Below are 16,349 nucleotides of genomic sequence, written 5' to 3'. Positions count from 1 at the left end.
CGATATTTAATCAATGTGATATTCACTCATTGTTAATAATTTAAACTATTCTCTGAAACTAACAATCGTGGTGTGATGTCTCAGTATTCATTTCTGTGTTTAATCAAAAGGAGCCAGTTATGCAGGAGTTTTTTTTAACTAACATTTTGTCAGGATTACGTTTTGCCACAATAGGTTGTTCATTGTTACTGGCTGGTTGTGCGGGCTCATCTGGTTTTTCATGGTCGAGTTTATCGCCTTTTAGCTGGTTTGGTGGCTCGTTAAAAATCTCAGCTCAAGGGGTTGGGGAAATAAATAGTCTGACAGCAATGAATAAGGACGCGATAGATAAAGGGTTAGATGGGAAGTACCACTTACGCAGCGGCATGGAAACGAAAAATGGTCAGTTGGTGACGGTATTTCAAGCGATGGAGGGTGATCAACTGAAAATAGAACTTTTTGGTCAGGCAGATGGAAAAGTCAGCCGTATTGATGTGTTGGATAAAGATATTGAGACCGTCTGGGGGACAAAGATCGGTACACCATTCTCGGTGCTTTATAACCGGGCATTTGATGCTTGCCGAAATACGGTGAGCGAATCAGAAAAGAGGGCAGTTATCTGCGTATCTCCGCAGAGTAAGAATGTCAGTTATCTGTTTACAGGCAACTGGAATGGTCCGGAAGGTTTGATGCCTTCTGATGATGCTCTGAAAAACTGGAAAGTGGAACGTATCGTTTGGAAGCGGTGAAAAGCTGTTTCTGAGTGAAAGTACAAACTGAGTCAGTTTGGTGAATTTGATGTATTTCTTGCGGAGCTGTAGCAGGCCCGCATTTTTCAAGTAAAAACCTTACTATTCCTGTCAGCTTATTGCGTTTCATACTTTCTAATTGCAATTTGGTATATTAAACAGCGATAGTTATCTACCCTGTTATAAATAAACTGGATACATTAGTCACCGGAGCGTTATTTGATGAAATAACGGATAAGGTGAGAAATGAAAAAGTATTCAGTAAACAATAAAATACTAAACGGACTGGTAGCAGTAACTTTATTAGGCAGCAGTAATGCCTTTGCTGTAGAGTTGTTAAACAGCTCTTATGACGTTGCGCGTGAGCTATTTTCTGCCCTTAATCCTGAATTTGAAAAACAGTGGAATGAGCAGCATCCACAGGATAAATTGATAATCAAACAATCCCATGCAGGCTCCTCCAAACAAGCGCTGGCAATTCTTCAGGGATTGCGGGCCGATGTAGTGACTTACAATCAGGTGACAGATGTGCAAATTTTGCATGATCGTGGTGATCTGATACCCGCTGATTGGCAGAGCCGTCTACCAAATAGTAGTTCACCTTACTATTCCACAATGGCATTTCTGGTACGTAAAGGTAATCCCAAAAATATCCGTAACTGGCATGACTTAGTACGTAAAGATGTCAAATTAGTCTTCCCAAACCCTAAAACTTCCGGTAATGGCCGTTACACTTATCTGGCTGCGTGGGGAGCTATTCAACAGGAAAATGGCGGGGATCAGGATAAAACCCGCGAATGGATGAAACGTTTCCTGAAAAATGTCACTGTGTTTGATACCGGCGGTCGCGGTGCAACGACTTCATTTATTGAACGTGGTTTGGGTGATGTGCTGATAAGCTTCGAATCTGAAGTAAGCAATATCCGTAAACAATATGGTAACGACAAATATGAAGTGATTGTCCCACCGATAGATATTCTGGCGGAATTCCCTGTTGCCTGGATTGATAAGAATATTGTGAGAAACGGCACTGAGGAGGCGGCGAAAGCTTATCTGAATTATCTCTATAGCCCACAGGCACAGCAGATCATCACTGGCTTTAATTATCGTGTCAGCGATAAAAAAGTGATGGATCAGCAAAAAGCACGTTTCCCAGAAACTAAATTGTTCCGACTGGAAGATCAGTTTGGTAGTTGGCCACAAGTGATGAAAACCCACTTCAATACAGATGGCACACTGGATCAATTGCTGGCGGAAGGGCATAAGTAATGTTTGCGGTATCTAGTAAGCGAGTATTGCCTGGTTTTGGGCTGAGTTTAGGTAGCAGCTTGTTCTATACCTGCTTGATTTTATTATTGCCCCTGAGTGCATTGGTTGTGCAGCTTTCCAGTATGACTTGGGAACAGTATTGGCAGGTTATTGCTAATCCCCAGGTAGTGGCGGCTTACAAAGTGACATTACTGGCGGCAGCGGTTGCCAGTTTTTTCAATGCGGTGTTTGGTATGCTGATGGCATGGGTCTTAACCCGCTATCGTTTCCCAGGCCGTAGCTTACTGGATGGCTTGATGGATCTCCCTTTTGCGTTGCCTACTGCGGTAGCCGGGTTGACACTGGCAACGCTGTTCTCTGCTACAGGTTGGTATGGTTCACTTCTTGGGCACTTTGATGTGAAAGTGGTGAATACCTGGCTGGGTATTGCGGTGGCAATGGCGTTTACCAGTCTGCCATTTGTGGTGCGAACTATTCAGCCGGTACTTGAAGAGTTGGGGCCGGAGTATGAAGAAGCGGCTCAGACATTAGGTGCCAGCCGCTGGCAAACTTTCTGGCGTGTAATCATGCCTGAATTATCTCCGGCTTTAATTGCTGGTGCTGCACTCTCTTTTACCCGCAGCCTGGGGGAATTTGGCGCCGTGATTTTTATTGCAGGTAACATCGCATGGCAGACAGAAGTGGTATCACTGATGATTTTCATTCGCTTGCAGGAGTTTGATTACCCAGCTGCCAGTGCTATTGCATCGGTTATATTGGCGGTATCCCTGATATTACTGTTTAGCATTAATACTCTGCAAAGTCGCTTTGGTAAGCGGATTGGAGGGCATTAATGGCTGAACTGTCTCAATTTTCTATTGCACAACGATCGCCTGTCAATTGGGGGAAATGGGGGCTTATCACAACAGGAGTTCTGTTTTCAGTCTTGTTGTTAGTGATCCCAATTGTATGGATATTTATGACCGCCTTTTCTAAAGGAGTTGGGGTAGTCACTCAGAATCTTTTAGATACTGACATGCTGCATGCCGTCTGGTTAACGGTATTAATTGCATTGATCACCGTTCCGGTAAACCTGATTTTTGGCGTGATGATTGCCTGGTTGGTGACACGTTTTCAGTTTCCGGGACGGCAATGTTTGCTGACGTTAATCGATATCCCGTTTGCTGTGTCGCCGGTAGTGGCGGGTTTGCTCTATCTGCTGTTTTATGGTTCGAATGGCTGGGCAGGAAGTTTACTGGAACCCTATGACATTCAATTAATGTTTTCCTGGCCGGGCATGGTGTTGGTCACGGTGTTTGTGACTTGCCCGTTTGTTGTCCGGGAGTTGGTGCCGATGATGCTTAGCCAGGGAAGCCAGGAAGATGAAGCGGCAATATTGTTGGGGGCGTCTGGTTGGAAAATGTTTTGGCGGGTGACATTACCCAATATCCGCTGGGCGTTATTATATGGTGTGGTTTTGACCAATGCCCGGGCAATTGGTGAATTTGGTGCTGTGTCAGTGGTATCCGGTGCGATTCGTGGTGAAACTTATACATTGCCGTTGCAGGTTGAATTATTGCATCAAGATTACAATACCGTAGGGGCATTTACTGCGGCGGCATTACTGGCGTTGATGGCAATGATCACATTGGTTGTTAAAAGTGCTTTGCAGTGGCGGTTAAGTCGCCAGCATAGTTAAGGTAGGAGCACAATATGAGTATTGAAATTAATAATATCAGTAAATATTTTGGTCGGACTCAGGTTCTGAGCGATATCACTCTGAATATTTTTTCTGGAGAAATGGTCGCTCTGCTTGGCCCGTCAGGCTCCGGTAAAACAACCTTGTTAAGGATTATTGCTGGTCTGGAACAACAGACTGCGGGGAAGCTGAGCTTCCACGGTCAGGATGTGAGTCGTATGCATGCCAAAGATCGTCAGGTTGGATTTGTCTTTCAGCATTATGCGTTATTCCGGCATATGACTGTATTCGATAACGTTGCTTTCGGATTGACCGTGTTGCCACGACGTAAGCGTCCTGATACGGCGGCTATCCGTCGTAAGGTTATGGAATTGCTGGAAATGGTGCAATTGACTCATCTTGCTGAACGCTATCCGTCACAGCTTTCGGGTGGACAAAAACAGCGGGTAGCGCTGGCGAGGGCATTGGCTGTTGAACCACAAATTCTGTTACTGGATGAGCCATTTGGTGCACTGGATGCTCAGGTAAGGATGGAACTACGCCGCTGGTTACGCAGACTTCATGAAGAACTGAAATTTACCAGTGTCTTTGTGACTCATGATCAGGAAGAAGCGATGGAAGTGGCTGATCGGGTTGTTGTTATGAGCCAGGGGAATATTGAACAGGTAGGCACGCCACAAGAGGTATGGCGTTATCCGGCCAGCCGTTTTGTGATGGAATTCCTTGGTGAGGTTAACCATCTTCGTGGTGAGATTAAAGGATCTCAGCTTTTGATTGGCGGGCAACATTTGCCTCTTAAGGTGACACCAATCCATCAGGGGAATGTTGATGTATTCCTGCGACCATGGGAAGTCATGATTAATTCACAACCTACACCATCCAGTCCACTGCCTGTACAGGTGACTGAGGTTAGTCCTCGTGGGCATTTCTGGCAGCTTTCCGTCCAGCCTCTGGGCTGGCATCAGGAGCCGGTTGCTATTGTTTGGTTTGATGAAACGTCAGTACCGACAAGAGGCAGCCGTTATTTTATTGGTGGTACTGAAGCCCGTTTATATGCGGGTGATAAACAACTGCAAACCTTTAGTTTAGCTCAGACCGCCTGACAATGATTTAAAATTTTGGTTGGTACCATTTGCTCATCTTCTTACCGTCTGGAGATGGGCATTTTTTATTTGAAAGTCTTGCGATATGTTTCTGAATATGGTTATTTCGCTGTTCTATTAAATAAAAATAGGTAATAGCTGTGGCAAGCTTGGAACATTTTATAGGCAACACTCCGCTGGTAAAACTACAACGAATGACCGATAAGCTGGGTGTGGAAATATGGGTAAAACTTGAAGGTAATAATCCGGCAGGTTCAATAAAAGACAGGACAGCGCTGTCAATGATTCAGCAGGCTGAATTGCGGGGTGAAATTTTTCCGGGTGACGTATTGATTGAAGCCACCAGCGGAAATACAGGTATTGCGTTGGCAATGATTGCCGCAGTAAAAGGTTATCACCTTAAATTACTAATGCCTGATAATATGAGCCTTGAACGTCAGGCTTCTATGCGTGCTTATGGTGCGGAGCTTATTTTGGTGAGTAGAAATGTGGGCATGGAAGGCGCACGTGATTTAGCTCTGCAAATGGAGCGTAATGGTGAAGGTAAAGTTCTTGATCAATTCAATAACCCAGATAACCCCTTAGCTCACTTTACTACTACCGGGCCGGAAATTTGGCAGCAAACACAAGGACGCATTACGCATTTTGTTTCCAGTATGGGAACCACGGGGACAATTACTGGTGTTAGCCGCTATTTAAAAAGCCAGGATAACGGTGTTCAGGTTATTGGTTTACAGCCAGCTGAGAACAGCCATATTCCAGGTATTCGCCGTTGGTCGCCGGCTTATCTGCCCGGCATTTTTCGCAAGGAGCTGGTGGATCAAGTGTTGGATATCAAGCAGGAAGAAGCTGAAGAGACTATGCGTTTGTTAGCTCACAAAGAGGGAATTTTTTGTGGAGTTAGTTCTGGTGGCGCTGTTGCCGGTGCATTAAGAGTTGCGGCACAGAATCCGGGTTCTGTCATTGTTGCAATTATCTGTGATCGGGGTGACAGATATCTTTCTACTGGAGTATTTAATTAATCTGATTATCAAATGCCAGCCAGTATCATAATGAAGTTATAAAATAATGGTTGAAAAAAAAGGGGTTAAGAGAGCCTAGGCTCTGTCGTGTTGGCAGATATCAAAAGCAGTCATTTAGAGTGGGTAGAGCAAAGTAGCGGTAAGTTCTGCTCACACTATCCGGTTTCTGAATGTAAAGGTGATGTAAATCGAATACCGGAATAAAATAAAAAAACAGCCGTTGTTGTCGGCTGTTTTTTTAATACAAAAAGGGTATTGTGGTAGTTAAAATATTGCTACTTTTTAATACGCATAATGGGCGTTTCACCAACAGTGACAGAGCCATTCAGTTTGGACAATTCTTTAATTTCATCCATGTTGGAAATAACAACAGGTGTCAGTATTGATTTCGCTCTTTCTTCAAGGAATTGAAGATCAAACTCCAAAACTAAATCACCTTTCTGTACACGCTGACCTTCTTCAGCAATGCGCTTAAAGCCTTCTCCTTTAAGCTCAACCGTATCAATACCAAAGTGGACAAATAGTTCAATACCGCTGTCCGATTCGATAGAAAACGCATGGTTGGTTTCAAATATTTTACCGATCGTCCCATCAACTGGCGCAACTATCTTACTGCCGGTAGGTTTTATAGCGATACCATCGCCAACAATTTTTTCAGCGAAAACAACATCTGGAACATCTTCAATATTGACAATCTCACCAGATAAGGGTGCGATAATTTCAATAGTGCCGCTGTTTTTTTTATCATCTGAAACCAGGGATTTCAGTTTATCAAACAGACCCATGAATCTTCTCCTAATTGTTTATACTGGACCGCGTTTTAACCGATATTGTTAGCAAAGTGTTTTTTCTTTGATAAATGTATCAACCAACTCCATCACTCCCTGAGCGGTAGACTGAGAAAGGGCTTGCTCAGCCAGCGCTTTTGCATCTTCGTAACGCGTATTACGAATGATTTTCTTGATGCGGGGAATAGAAATCGCACTCATACTAAACTCATCCAGCCCCATACCTAATAGCAACAGTGTAGCACGTTCATCACCTGCAAGCTCGCCACACATCCCCGTCCATTTACCTTCAGCGTGTGAAGCGTCAATGGTTTGCTTAATCAGGTTCAACACTGCTGGTAGCATCGGGTTATAAAGATGAGAAATCAATTCGTTACCACGGTCTACAGCAAGAGTATACTGAGTTAGATCGTTTGTCCCAATACTGAAAAAATCAACTTCTTTTGCCAGGTGACGAGCAATGACTGCTGAAGCTGGTGTTTCTACCATCACACCTACTTCAATTGCTTCATCGAATTTTTTACTTTCTTCACGAAGTTGGCCTTTCAGCAATTCAAGTTCTGCTTTCAGTTGTAGTACTTCCTCTACAGAAATAATCATTGGAAACATAATACGTAATTTACCGAAAGCAGATGCACGTAAAATAGCACGTAACTGAGAATGTAAGATCTCTTTTCGATCAAGGCAAATACGAATTGCACGCCAACCAAGGAATGGATTCTCTTCTTTCGGTAGATTCATATAAGGCAGATTTTTATCACCGCCGATATCCATCGTACGTATAATAACCGCTTGGCTACCAATTGCTTCGGCAACGGCTTTATAAGCCTGGAATTGCTCTTCCTCTGTTGGCAGTGTATCACGATCCATAAATAGAAATTCTGTACGGTATAAACCGACACCCTCGGCACCATTGCGTTCAGCACCAGTAACATCACGGACGGTACCGATGTTGGCACAGACTTCAACCTGGTGACCATCAAGAGTCATTGCAGGCAGATCTTTTAGTTTCGCAAGTTCAGCTTTTTCTGCCAGATATTCGTTTTTGGTTTTTTTTAGTTGTTCAATTTTTGTATCAGATGGATTGATATAAATATGGTTATTTACCGCGTCCAGGATCAGGTAATCACCGTTTTGGATTGCTGCTGTCGAATTGGTGGTACCGACGATCGCTGGAAGTTCAAGAGAACGGGCCATGATTGAGGTATGGGAAGTACGGCCACCTAAATCAGTAATGAAACCAAGAACTTTTTCCAGATTGAGTTGCGCAGTTTCAGATGGGGTCAAATCGTTGGCGATCAGAATAACTTCTTCTGAAATTGAGCCCAGATCGACAATGGATATACCCAGAATGTTTTTCAGCAAGCGTTTACCAATATCACGCACGTCTGTGGCACGCTCTTTCAGGTATTCATCATCCAATTCTTCGAGGGCTTGGGCCTGAGTCTCAATCACGGAATAAACTGCGGCATCCGCAGCTTTGAAATCGTTTTTAATTAACGAAATAATTTCTTGCTCAAGTTCTTCATCTTCCAACAGCATGATATGCCCTTCGAAGATTTCAGCTTTTTCTTCTCCGAGGTTTTTTGCCGCTATATTTTTGATTATTTCTAACTGAGATGAGGCTTTTTCACGACCTTGCTTGAAATGGGAAATTTCCTGTTCGACTTGTTCTTGACTGATTTTTTTTTGATTGATAATAATTGGGTCTTCTTTCAGTAATAATGCCTTACCGAAAGCGATGCCTGGTGATACTAATATGCCTGAAATCATGATGTTACCTAACTACTAATAAGTATTTTTTAAAGAGCCAGCCTACAGATGGTTTGCTGTTTTAGGAAATGCATTTAAACTGACATCCCCGGATAAGACTTTATCCAGGGATGAGGAACGGCTAAGTGAATATCAGTTTATTATTCACAATCTCTGAATCTTGACTGGCGTTGTGGTCAACGGAAGGTTATTCCAGTTCTGCCATCAATTTAACCAGATGCTCAATCGCTTTTTGCTCATCTTCGCCTTCAGCGGAGATGGTCACAACAGTGCCTTGAGTTAGTCCTAAAGTTTGTAGCTTAAACAAGCTTTTCGCACTGGCCGTTTTGCCACCGGAAGTCAGTGTAATGTCGGAAGAGAAACTTTTTGCTTCTTTAACAAACTGTGCAGCGGGACGGGTGTGTAGGCCATTTGGCGCAGTAATAGTGACTTCTTGCTGGAACATGACGTTTCCTCAATAACTTAGATTTTTGCTATGTAAGTTAAAAAATTGTAATAAACAAATCTTAACTTGAGTATTCATTAACTGCCTATCCCAGTAGGGCGATTTTATGCCTAAAGTGCGAGCCCGGCAATATTTCGACAAAAGCGATAAATGGCTTTTGAGCGCCCTTTAGTTTTGCCCGAAGGGGGAGAGAAACGAATCACTCCTTACGTACTATACGTTACTATGCGTACGCTCCGGGCTATACGTGCTGTCCGTGTTCACTATTCTTTCACAAGAACGTCATTCACAAGAACGGCCCGTATCAATTGCGCCTACTAGGATAGGCTATGAGATTGATAATGTAATAAAATATTTTATCGATTATCAAAAAAATTATTCTTTCCAATGCTTCTGATTGATAGTTTGAAGTAAAGGTAGATTACAGGACTACTTAACTGAAACTACTACTTCTGTTAATTAATTTCGAGCATCGAAATAATTATTATTGGTTAAATACTAAACCCATTGTAAGAAATCATCTGGTAAAGTGTAAAAGTTTGATCTACTACACAGAAAAAGCACCATTTAGGTGCTTTTTTATCAATAAAACTAAGTAAGTTACTTAAATACTTTTATTCATCAGATAAGTCAGTAAACAATACACTGCTCAGATAGCGTTCACCTGATGAAGCCAGAATGACAACGATATTTTTATCTTTATACTCCGGTTCCTGAGAAAGTTTCACTGCGGCTGCAACGGTAGCACCGGAGGAGATACCCGCTAAAATGCCTTCTTTCATCATGATTTCACGAGCGGTTTTAATTGCCTCGTCATTACTGATTTTGAATACGCGGTCAACCAGTTTCAGATCAAGGTTATCTGGAATAAAACCAGCACCAATGCCTTGAATCTTATGTGGGCCGGGTTTCACTTCTTCACCGGCCAGAGTTTGGCTGATTACCGGTGAGTCTTCGGGTTCTACTGCAACCACAGTGATGTTTTTACCTTTGGTATTTTTCAGGTAACGGGCAACGCCTGTCAGTGTGCCGCCAGTACCTACGCCGGTAACAAATGCGTCTACTTCACCATCGGTATCTTCCCAGATTTCCGGACCAGTGGTTTTTTCGTGGATTTCCGGGTTTGCTGGATTGCTGAACTGTTGCAAGATAATATAACGATCGGGGTCACTGGCCTGAATTTCATTGGCTTTCTCAATGGCTCCTTTCATACCTTTAGCGCCTTCAGTTAGCACGAGGTTTGCCCCCAGTGCTTTCAGTAGCTTGCGACGCTCAATACTCATCGTTTCTGGCATAGTCAGCGTTAATTTATAGCCACGGGATGCTGCAACGTAAGCAAGCGCAATCCCGGTATTACCACTGGTTGGCTCTACCAACTCTTTTCCTGGCTGTAGGATACCGCGTTTTTCAGCATCCCAAATCATGTTAGAGCCAATGCGGCATTTTACACTAAAGCTTGGGTTACGAGACTCTACTTTTGCTAGAATACGTCCATTGCCAAAGTGTTTTAAGCGAATTAACGGGGTACGACCAATTGTTAAAGAATTGTCTTCGTAAATTTTACTCATACTCGTCTTTCAACTCCCTTTAGTGATATCCGATAAACGATACGCCAACAATCAGGTTATGGAAATATAGTTTGAATATATTCTTATCGTCTTAAAGAATAACATTTCAATAAATTTATTTCATAATATGGAGGCCGTGTTGATCCCGATAGCGATCTACCCACATTGCAGTAGCAGCGCATACTGCGATAGGCATAATCACCAAATTGACAATAGGTATCATTGTCAAAATGCTCACCAGCGCACCAAATTGCAGGTTATTCATTTTGTTTTGACGAAGGGCGCTACGCATTGTTGGAAAACTGACTTTGTGGTTATCAAATGGATAATCACAATATTGAATCGACAACATCCAGGCACTGAAAATAAACCAGAGCACAGGTGCGACAGTTTGCCCGATAACAGGAATAAAATAGAGAAGCAGCAAAACCAAGGCGCGTGGAATATAGTAGAGCAGTTTTACCAATTCTCGTTTCAGGATGCGTGGAATATCTTTTACCAGTTCCATAACGCCGGTATCCGGCGCAGAAGTGCCTGTTAAATCAGCTTCCAATTTTTCCGCCAGTAATCCATTAAACGGAGCTGCTATAAAGTTCGCTATCGTGCTGAATAAATAAGTAAAAATCAGCAAAACAGAAATCACCGCGAGTGGCCATAGAATGTAACTAAGCCATTGCATCCAATCCGGTACTTTGTTCAGTATCGAGGGGATCCAGTTTTCCAGTTGCTGGTAGAGCCACCAAAATGAACCACCAAGTAACAAAATATTTGCCAATAAAGGCAATAGAACAAATCTTTTAATACCTGGGCGAGTAATTAATCTGCAACCTTGCACCAAATACTGAAAGCCGCTCAAATTTTTTGGTGATTTTGTCAAATTAAGCATACTTCCTATTCTCTCCTGTATGATTGAGACGCTATCATATAGGCAGGATTCTCGACTGACTAGTATTGTTCTGTATAAAAAAAAAGCAAAAAATGCTTATCAGGCATATTTATGATAAGAAAAGTGTGTATAAGCTTGCACTTGTGTTATTTGACAAATACAGTTAATACAGAAAATGTTCCGCCGTGGTGGCATATTAATTAAACAACAGAGATAGCAATGATGCAGGATTTGCGTCTGATATTAATCATTGTTGGTGCGATAGCAATAATAGCTTTGCTGTTACATGGGTTGTGGACCAGCCGTAAAGAGCGTTCTTCGCTTTTTCGTGATCGCCCAGTTAAACGTCATAAACATGATCGTCAGGAAAGTTCCGTCGATGACAGTGATGATGAAGTGTTTGACAATCAACAAAAGCCTTACGCCCATAAGCAGGTAAAACCTCATCAGGAATATAAAGCTGAACCGGTTATTGAGCGCCGTCAGCCAAAGTTAACTGAAATGGATGTTGCTACGTCTGAAGAAAGCAATGATCCGTTGCTGGCTAGTCATCAGTCTGAGACTACAACCAGAAAAGCAGTAACAGAAATAGAAGAGCAGGAACCCCAGCTTGGCCTGTTTGAATCCGAAGGACAGGATGAGCCGGAGAAAAATAGGCCTCAGACGGAAGAAAAGTCTCAGAATATGGCAAAAGAGGGGGATGGTGAAAAGGAAGTGCAGGCTAAAGCAGCAAAAGAAATCGTTTTGGTTCTTCATGTGGCAGCACACCTCGGTCAGGCACTGAATGGTGAGCTCTTGCTGCAAAGTATCCTGCAATCTGGCTTCCAATTTGGAGAAATGCACATTTTCCACCGCCATCTGAATCCATCGGGTAGCGGCCCGGTGTTATTCAGCCTTGCTAATATGGTGAAGCCGGGTTCATTTAATCCTGAAACAATGGCTGATTTTACCACTCCAGGGGTTTCCATGTTTATGATGGTACCTTCTTACGGAGAAGCTAATCAGAATTTTAAGCTGATGTTGCAAGCAGCTCAACGCATTGCTTCTGATGTTGGGGGAGTGGTGCTTGATGATGAGCGTAAAATGCTGACGCCACAAAAAATCGAATTGTATAAAGCACGCATTCGCAGCACACTTGATGTTCAGGTATAATCAATTTATCGAATGTTCAAGCCTCCGCCAGTCGGGGGCTTTTTATCGCTGGTTATAAGTCATGAAATCAACTGCTCAACAAATAGAAAATCTCAGAATAACACTGCGTCATCATGAATATCTGTATCACGTCATGAATGCACCAGAGATCCCTGATGCAGAATATGATCGGTTAATGCAGGAATTAAAGGCTCTTGAGGAACAGAACCCGGAGCTGATTACCTCTGATTCACCGACACAGCGGGTTGGTGCTGCCCCTCTGGCTGCTTTTGAACAAGTCCGCCATAAAATTCCCATGCTATCACTGGATAACGTATTCGATGAAGAGAGTTATTTGGCGTTTGATAAGCGAGTGCGTGACCGCCTGAAAGATGATCAGGATTTAGTGGTGTGCTGTGAGCTGAAACTGGATGGTCTGGCTGTTAGTCTGTTGTATGAAAATGGTGAACTGGTACAGGCGGCGACCCGTGGTGATGGTACAACAGGGGAAAACATTACATCAAATGTACGGACTATCTACGCAATTCCACTGCGCCTGACCGGAGAGAATATTCCAACTCGTGTTGAAATTCGTGGTGAAGTTTTTATACCCCAAAAAGGGTTTGAGAAGCTGAATGAGGAAGCGCGCCGCACCGGCGCAAAAGTATTTGCTAATCCACGTAATGCAGCGGCTGGCTCTCTGCGTCAGCTCGATCCCCGTATTACCGCTAAGCGGCCATTGGCTTTCTTCTGTTATGGTGTTGGTGTATTGGAAGGAGGGGAATTGCCGGCCAGTCACTACGAGCGATTGATACAGTTTAAGAAATGGGGATTGCCGGTCAGCGATAAAATTAAGGTTTGTACTGATAGTCAACAGGTTATTGATTTTTACCACGATATTGAAAACCAGCGTTCAACATTGGGGTTTGATATTGATGGTGTTGTTATCAAAGTAAATTCGCTGGAACTACAGAGAACGTTAGGCTTTGTCGCCCGTGCGCCACGCTGGGCAACAGCATTCAAATTTCCTGCTCAGGAGCAGATGACGATTGTCCGCGATGTTGAATTTCAGGTCGGTCGTACTGGTGCTATCACACCGGTAGCGCGTCTGGAGCCGGTGCAGGTCTCTGGTGTAACTGTTAGTAATGCGACATTGCACAATGCGGATGAGATTGAACGTTTGGGTTTGCGTATTGGCGATACTGTTGTTATCCGTCGTGCTGGTGATGTTATCCCAAAGGTCGTGGGTGTTGTGGAGGACAGAAGGCCACAGGACAGTGATGAAGTTGTTTTTCCTGAATATTGTCCGGTATGTGGGGCGGATGTTGAGCGGATTGAAGGGGAGGCTGTTGCGCGCTGTACTGGTGGTTTAGTCTGTGGAGCTCAGCGTAAAGAAGCACTGAGACACTTTGTTTCCCGGCGAGCGATGGATGTTGACGGTATGGGAGAAAAGATTATCGATCAACTGGTGGATAAAGAATATGTCGAAACCCCGGCGGATCTTTTCAGGCTTACTGCGGGTAAATTGACCGGGCTTGATCGTATGGGGCCGAAATCCGCACAAAATGTGGTAGATGCGTTGGAAAAAGCGAAAAAAACTACGTTTGCTCGTTTCCTTTATGCGTTGGGGATCCGTGAAGTTGGGGAAACGACCGCTGCTAATCTGGCCGCTCACTTTGGCTGCTTGGATAAATTACGTGCCGCTGATGAAGAAGCTCTGAAAGAGGTCCAGGATGTTGGTGAAGTAGTGGCAAAACACTTGGTTAACTTCTTCAATGAACCTCATAATCAAAAAGTTATCGATGACCTGATTGATAATACCGGTATCAACTGGGAACAAGTTGTCGTCACAAAGGCTGAGAAGATTGACAGCCCATTCGCAGGTAAAACAATTGTGCTTACTGGCTCATTGCATCAGTTATCCAGAGATGAAGCCAAAGATAAACTTGTTGCGCTTGGGGCAAAAGTGACTGGCAGCGTTTCTAAGAAAACAGATTTGGTGATTGCTGGTGAAGCAGCTGGTTCGAAATTGGCTAAAGCTAATGAGTTAAATATTCCAGTTATTGATGAAGAAGAAATGATCCGTTTATTGGGTGAATAACTTTTTGTTTGTATTCTGTTTACTGATTATTGAGAGGTTATTCTCAATAATCAGTGATATTTGATAATGTGTTTTCGAATCTGACCTTATGCAATTTAGCTGAAAATGTGATTAATCTCACTAAATAAAAATTTAGAGTAAGAATTATTTCAATCTAATGTGATGTATATCCCATTTAATCGCCTTTTATTACATAGAATGCATTTTATAAACTAGCTTTCTGTTGTGTTTGGAGTGTGATATGTCTCAAATCCTGCATTTCCTTTTGGCTCTGATTGTCATTGGCGGCCTTGCTATTCTGGCGAGCAGTAACCGTAAAGGTATTCGTCCTCGTTATATTATTCAGTTGCTTGTTATTGAACTTGTCCTGGCGTGGTTCTTCCTGAATTCAGGTGTTGGTCAGGAATTTGTCATGGGATTTGCTGGCTTGTTTGGGCATTTACTGAAATTTGCGGGTGAAGGGACGGAATTCATTTTTGGCGGCATGATGGGAGCAAAATTGGCATTCTTTTTTCTGAATGTATTGTGTCCGATTATCTTTATTTCCGCACTGATTGGTATTTTGCAGCATATCAAAGTATTGCCAATCGTCATCCGGGTTATTGGTACTCTGTTGTCTAAGGTCAACGGCATGGGGAAACTGGAATCATTCAATGCAGTAAGTTCTCTGATACTGGGTCAGTCTGAAAACTTTATCGCTTATAAAGATGTGCTGGGAAAAATGTCTGAGCGCCGAATGTACACGATGGCCGCAACTGCAATGTCAACAGTTTCCATGTCAATCGTCGGTGCTTACATGACCATTTTGGCGCCTAAATATGTTGTGGCGGCATTAGTGCTCAATATGTTCAGTACTTTTATCATCCTGTCACTGATTAATCCGTATTCTGTTGACAGCGAAGAAGATATTCAGATGAGCAATCTTCACGAAGGCCAAAGTTTCTTCGAAATGTTGGGTGAATATATTCTGGCTGGTTTTAAAGTCGCACTGATTGTTGCTGCCATGTTGATTGGTTTCATTGCCCTGATTGCGGCTATTAACGCGCTGTTTAGCATGATTTTTGATATGAGCTTCCAGGAAATGCTGGGCTATGTGTTCTATCCATTTGCTTGGATAATTGGAATTCCTGCTGATGAAGCGTTGCGGGTTGGTAGTATCATGGCAACCAAATTGGTTTCTAACGAATTTGTTGCGATGCATAGTTTGCAATCAATTGCGACAGAACTTACTCCGCGTTCACAGGGTATTTTGTCGGTATTCTTGGTTTCTTTTGCTAATTTCTCTTCAATTGGGATTGTTGCCGGAGCGATTAAGGGTTTGAATGAAAACCAGGGTAACGTCGTTTCCCGTTTTGGTTTGAAACTACTGTTTGGTTCAACCCTTGTCAGCTTCTTGTCTGCGGCTATTGCAGGTTTAGTGCTGTAGAAAGATAAAGTGTTGTAGTGGAATATTGCATCATGGATGATGCAGCTTTCTTCTTTCCTTTCGCATATCTTTCCTGTACCCCGTAAACTGGAGTTATCTTTTTTAATCGATATAAATGCAAATTATGGAAAAAGAAAACCTGATAGAAATTGCGAATACTGTTATGCCATTCGGTAAATACAAGGGGCGTATGCTGATTGACTTACCAGAAGAGTATTTATTGTGGTTCGCTCGTAAAGGCGAATTTCCACAAGGTAAATTGGGCATGTTGATGGAGATGACTTTAGCAATAAAAATAGAAGGATTGGATTCATTGGTGAAACCATTGAAGAAGAATTAGCAGGGATAAGAGTTTGTTTTTTATACAAAACAGTGGTTGTTTCGATGCATAGATAAAAGGCCCTGAAAGCGTGGCTTTCAGGGCCTGATAA

15 protein-coding genes are annotated in these 16,349 nt (G+C 42.9%); 10 read left to right on the top strand and 5 right to left on the bottom strand.

Annotated features, from left to right (window positions below):
- Positions 1–119 precede the first annotated feature (119 nt).
- The 6 genes from LGZ99_RS07390 (at position 120) to cysM (ending at position 5,800) form a co-directional block, all read left to right on the top strand.
- A complete protein-coding gene (locus LGZ99_RS07390; protein WP_036838229.1) occupies positions 120–728 on the top strand; it encodes an RpoE-regulated lipoprotein in 609 nt (202 codons plus the stop codon).
- Positions 729–974: 246 nt separating this feature from the next.
- Positions 975–1,997 carry a sulfate ABC transporter substrate-binding protein gene (locus tag LGZ99_RS07385; protein WP_036838232.1) on the top strand — a complete coding sequence of 341 codons (1,023 nt, stop codon included), beginning with the start codon at positions 975–977 and terminating at the stop codon, positions 1,995–1,997.
- Positions 1,997–2,830, top strand: a complete 834-nt coding sequence (cysT, locus tag LGZ99_RS07380) for a sulfate/thiosulfate ABC transporter permease CysT (protein WP_036838235.1) — start codon at positions 1,997–1,999, stop codon at positions 2,828–2,830. The genes LGZ99_RS07385 and cysT overlap by 1 nt, the downstream gene beginning before the upstream one ends.
- Positions 2,830–3,675 (top strand): sulfate/thiosulfate ABC transporter permease CysW, encoded by an 846-nt coding sequence (cysW, locus tag LGZ99_RS07375; protein ID WP_023045718.1) that lies wholly within the window; start codon positions 2,830–2,832, stop codon positions 3,673–3,675. The genes cysT and cysW overlap by 1 nt, the downstream gene beginning before the upstream one ends.
- A gap of 14 nt (positions 3,676–3,689) precedes the next feature.
- The gene (gene cysA, locus LGZ99_RS07370; protein ID WP_036838237.1) at positions 3,690–4,778 is read left to right on the top strand and encodes a sulfate/thiosulfate ABC transporter ATP-binding protein CysA; all 1,089 of its coding nucleotides are present in this window, start codon (positions 3,690–3,692) and stop codon (positions 4,776–4,778) included.
- A 140-nt stretch (positions 4,779–4,918) separates the two neighbouring features.
- Entirely contained in the window at positions 4,919–5,800 is an 882-nt protein-coding gene (gene cysM, locus LGZ99_RS07365; RefSeq protein ID WP_036838240.1) for a cysteine synthase CysM, read from the top strand.
- A gap of 275 nt (positions 5,801–6,075) precedes the next feature.
- Here the strand turns inward: cysM and crr are convergent, their stop codons facing one another.
- The 5 genes from crr to cysZ form a co-directional block, all read right to left on the bottom strand.
- The gene (crr, locus tag LGZ99_RS07360) at positions 6,076–6,585 is read right to left on the bottom strand and encodes a PTS glucose transporter subunit IIA (RefSeq protein WP_023045720.1); all 510 of its coding nucleotides are present in this window, start codon (positions 6,583–6,585) and stop codon (positions 6,076–6,078) included.
- Positions 6,586–6,633: 48 nt separating this feature from the next.
- Entirely contained in the window at positions 6,634–8,361 is a 1,728-nt protein-coding gene (ptsI, locus tag LGZ99_RS07355; RefSeq protein ID WP_023045721.1) for a phosphoenolpyruvate-protein phosphotransferase PtsI, read from the bottom strand.
- A 187-nt stretch (positions 8,362–8,548) separates the two neighbouring features.
- Entirely contained in the window at positions 8,549–8,806 is a 258-nt protein-coding gene (gene ptsH, locus LGZ99_RS07350) for a phosphocarrier protein Hpr (protein ID WP_021323875.1), read from the bottom strand.
- Positions 8,807–9,420: 614 nt separating this feature from the next.
- Positions 9,421–10,374: a cysteine synthase A gene (cysK, locus tag LGZ99_RS07345; RefSeq protein WP_021323874.1), complete on the bottom strand. Its 954-nt coding sequence runs from the start codon at positions 10,372–10,374 to the stop codon at positions 9,421–9,423.
- A gap of 115 nt (positions 10,375–10,489) precedes the next feature.
- Positions 10,490–11,260, bottom strand: a complete 771-nt coding sequence (gene cysZ, locus LGZ99_RS07340; RefSeq protein WP_036838242.1) for a sulfate transporter CysZ — start codon at positions 11,258–11,260, stop codon at positions 10,490–10,492.
- 219 nt (positions 11,261–11,479) lie between these two features.
- On the opposite strand from cysZ, the gene zipA reads away from it, so the two are divergent.
- The 4 genes from zipA (at position 11,480) to LGZ99_RS07320 (ending at position 16,258) form a co-directional block, all read left to right on the top strand.
- Positions 11,480–12,412, top strand: a complete 933-nt coding sequence (zipA, locus tag LGZ99_RS07335; RefSeq protein WP_036838244.1) for a cell division protein ZipA — start codon at positions 11,480–11,482, stop codon at positions 12,410–12,412.
- Between the two features lie 61 nt (positions 12,413–12,473).
- Positions 12,474–14,492, top strand: coding sequence for an NAD-dependent DNA ligase LigA (ligA, locus tag LGZ99_RS07330; protein WP_036838246.1), 2,019 nt, complete (start codon positions 12,474–12,476; stop codon positions 14,490–14,492).
- A gap of 241 nt (positions 14,493–14,733) precedes the next feature.
- A complete protein-coding gene (locus LGZ99_RS07325; protein ID WP_023045725.1) occupies positions 14,734–15,918 on the top strand; it encodes a NupC/NupG family nucleoside CNT transporter in 1,185 nt (394 codons plus the stop codon).
- Between the two features lie 124 nt (positions 15,919–16,042).
- Complete coding sequence (locus LGZ99_RS07320; protein WP_021323870.1) at positions 16,043–16,258, top strand: DUF3820 family protein; 216 nt, start codon at positions 16,043–16,045, stop codon at positions 16,256–16,258.
- Positions 16,259–16,349: the final 91 nt, after the last annotated feature.

The organism is Photorhabdus temperata (genome assembly GCF_025384845.1).
GTDB lineage: Bacteria > Pseudomonadota > Gammaproteobacteria > Enterobacterales > Enterobacteriaceae > Photorhabdus > Photorhabdus temperata.
Note: the sequence above shows the minus strand (reverse complement) of the source record. Positions and strands in the feature narration are given on the sequence as shown.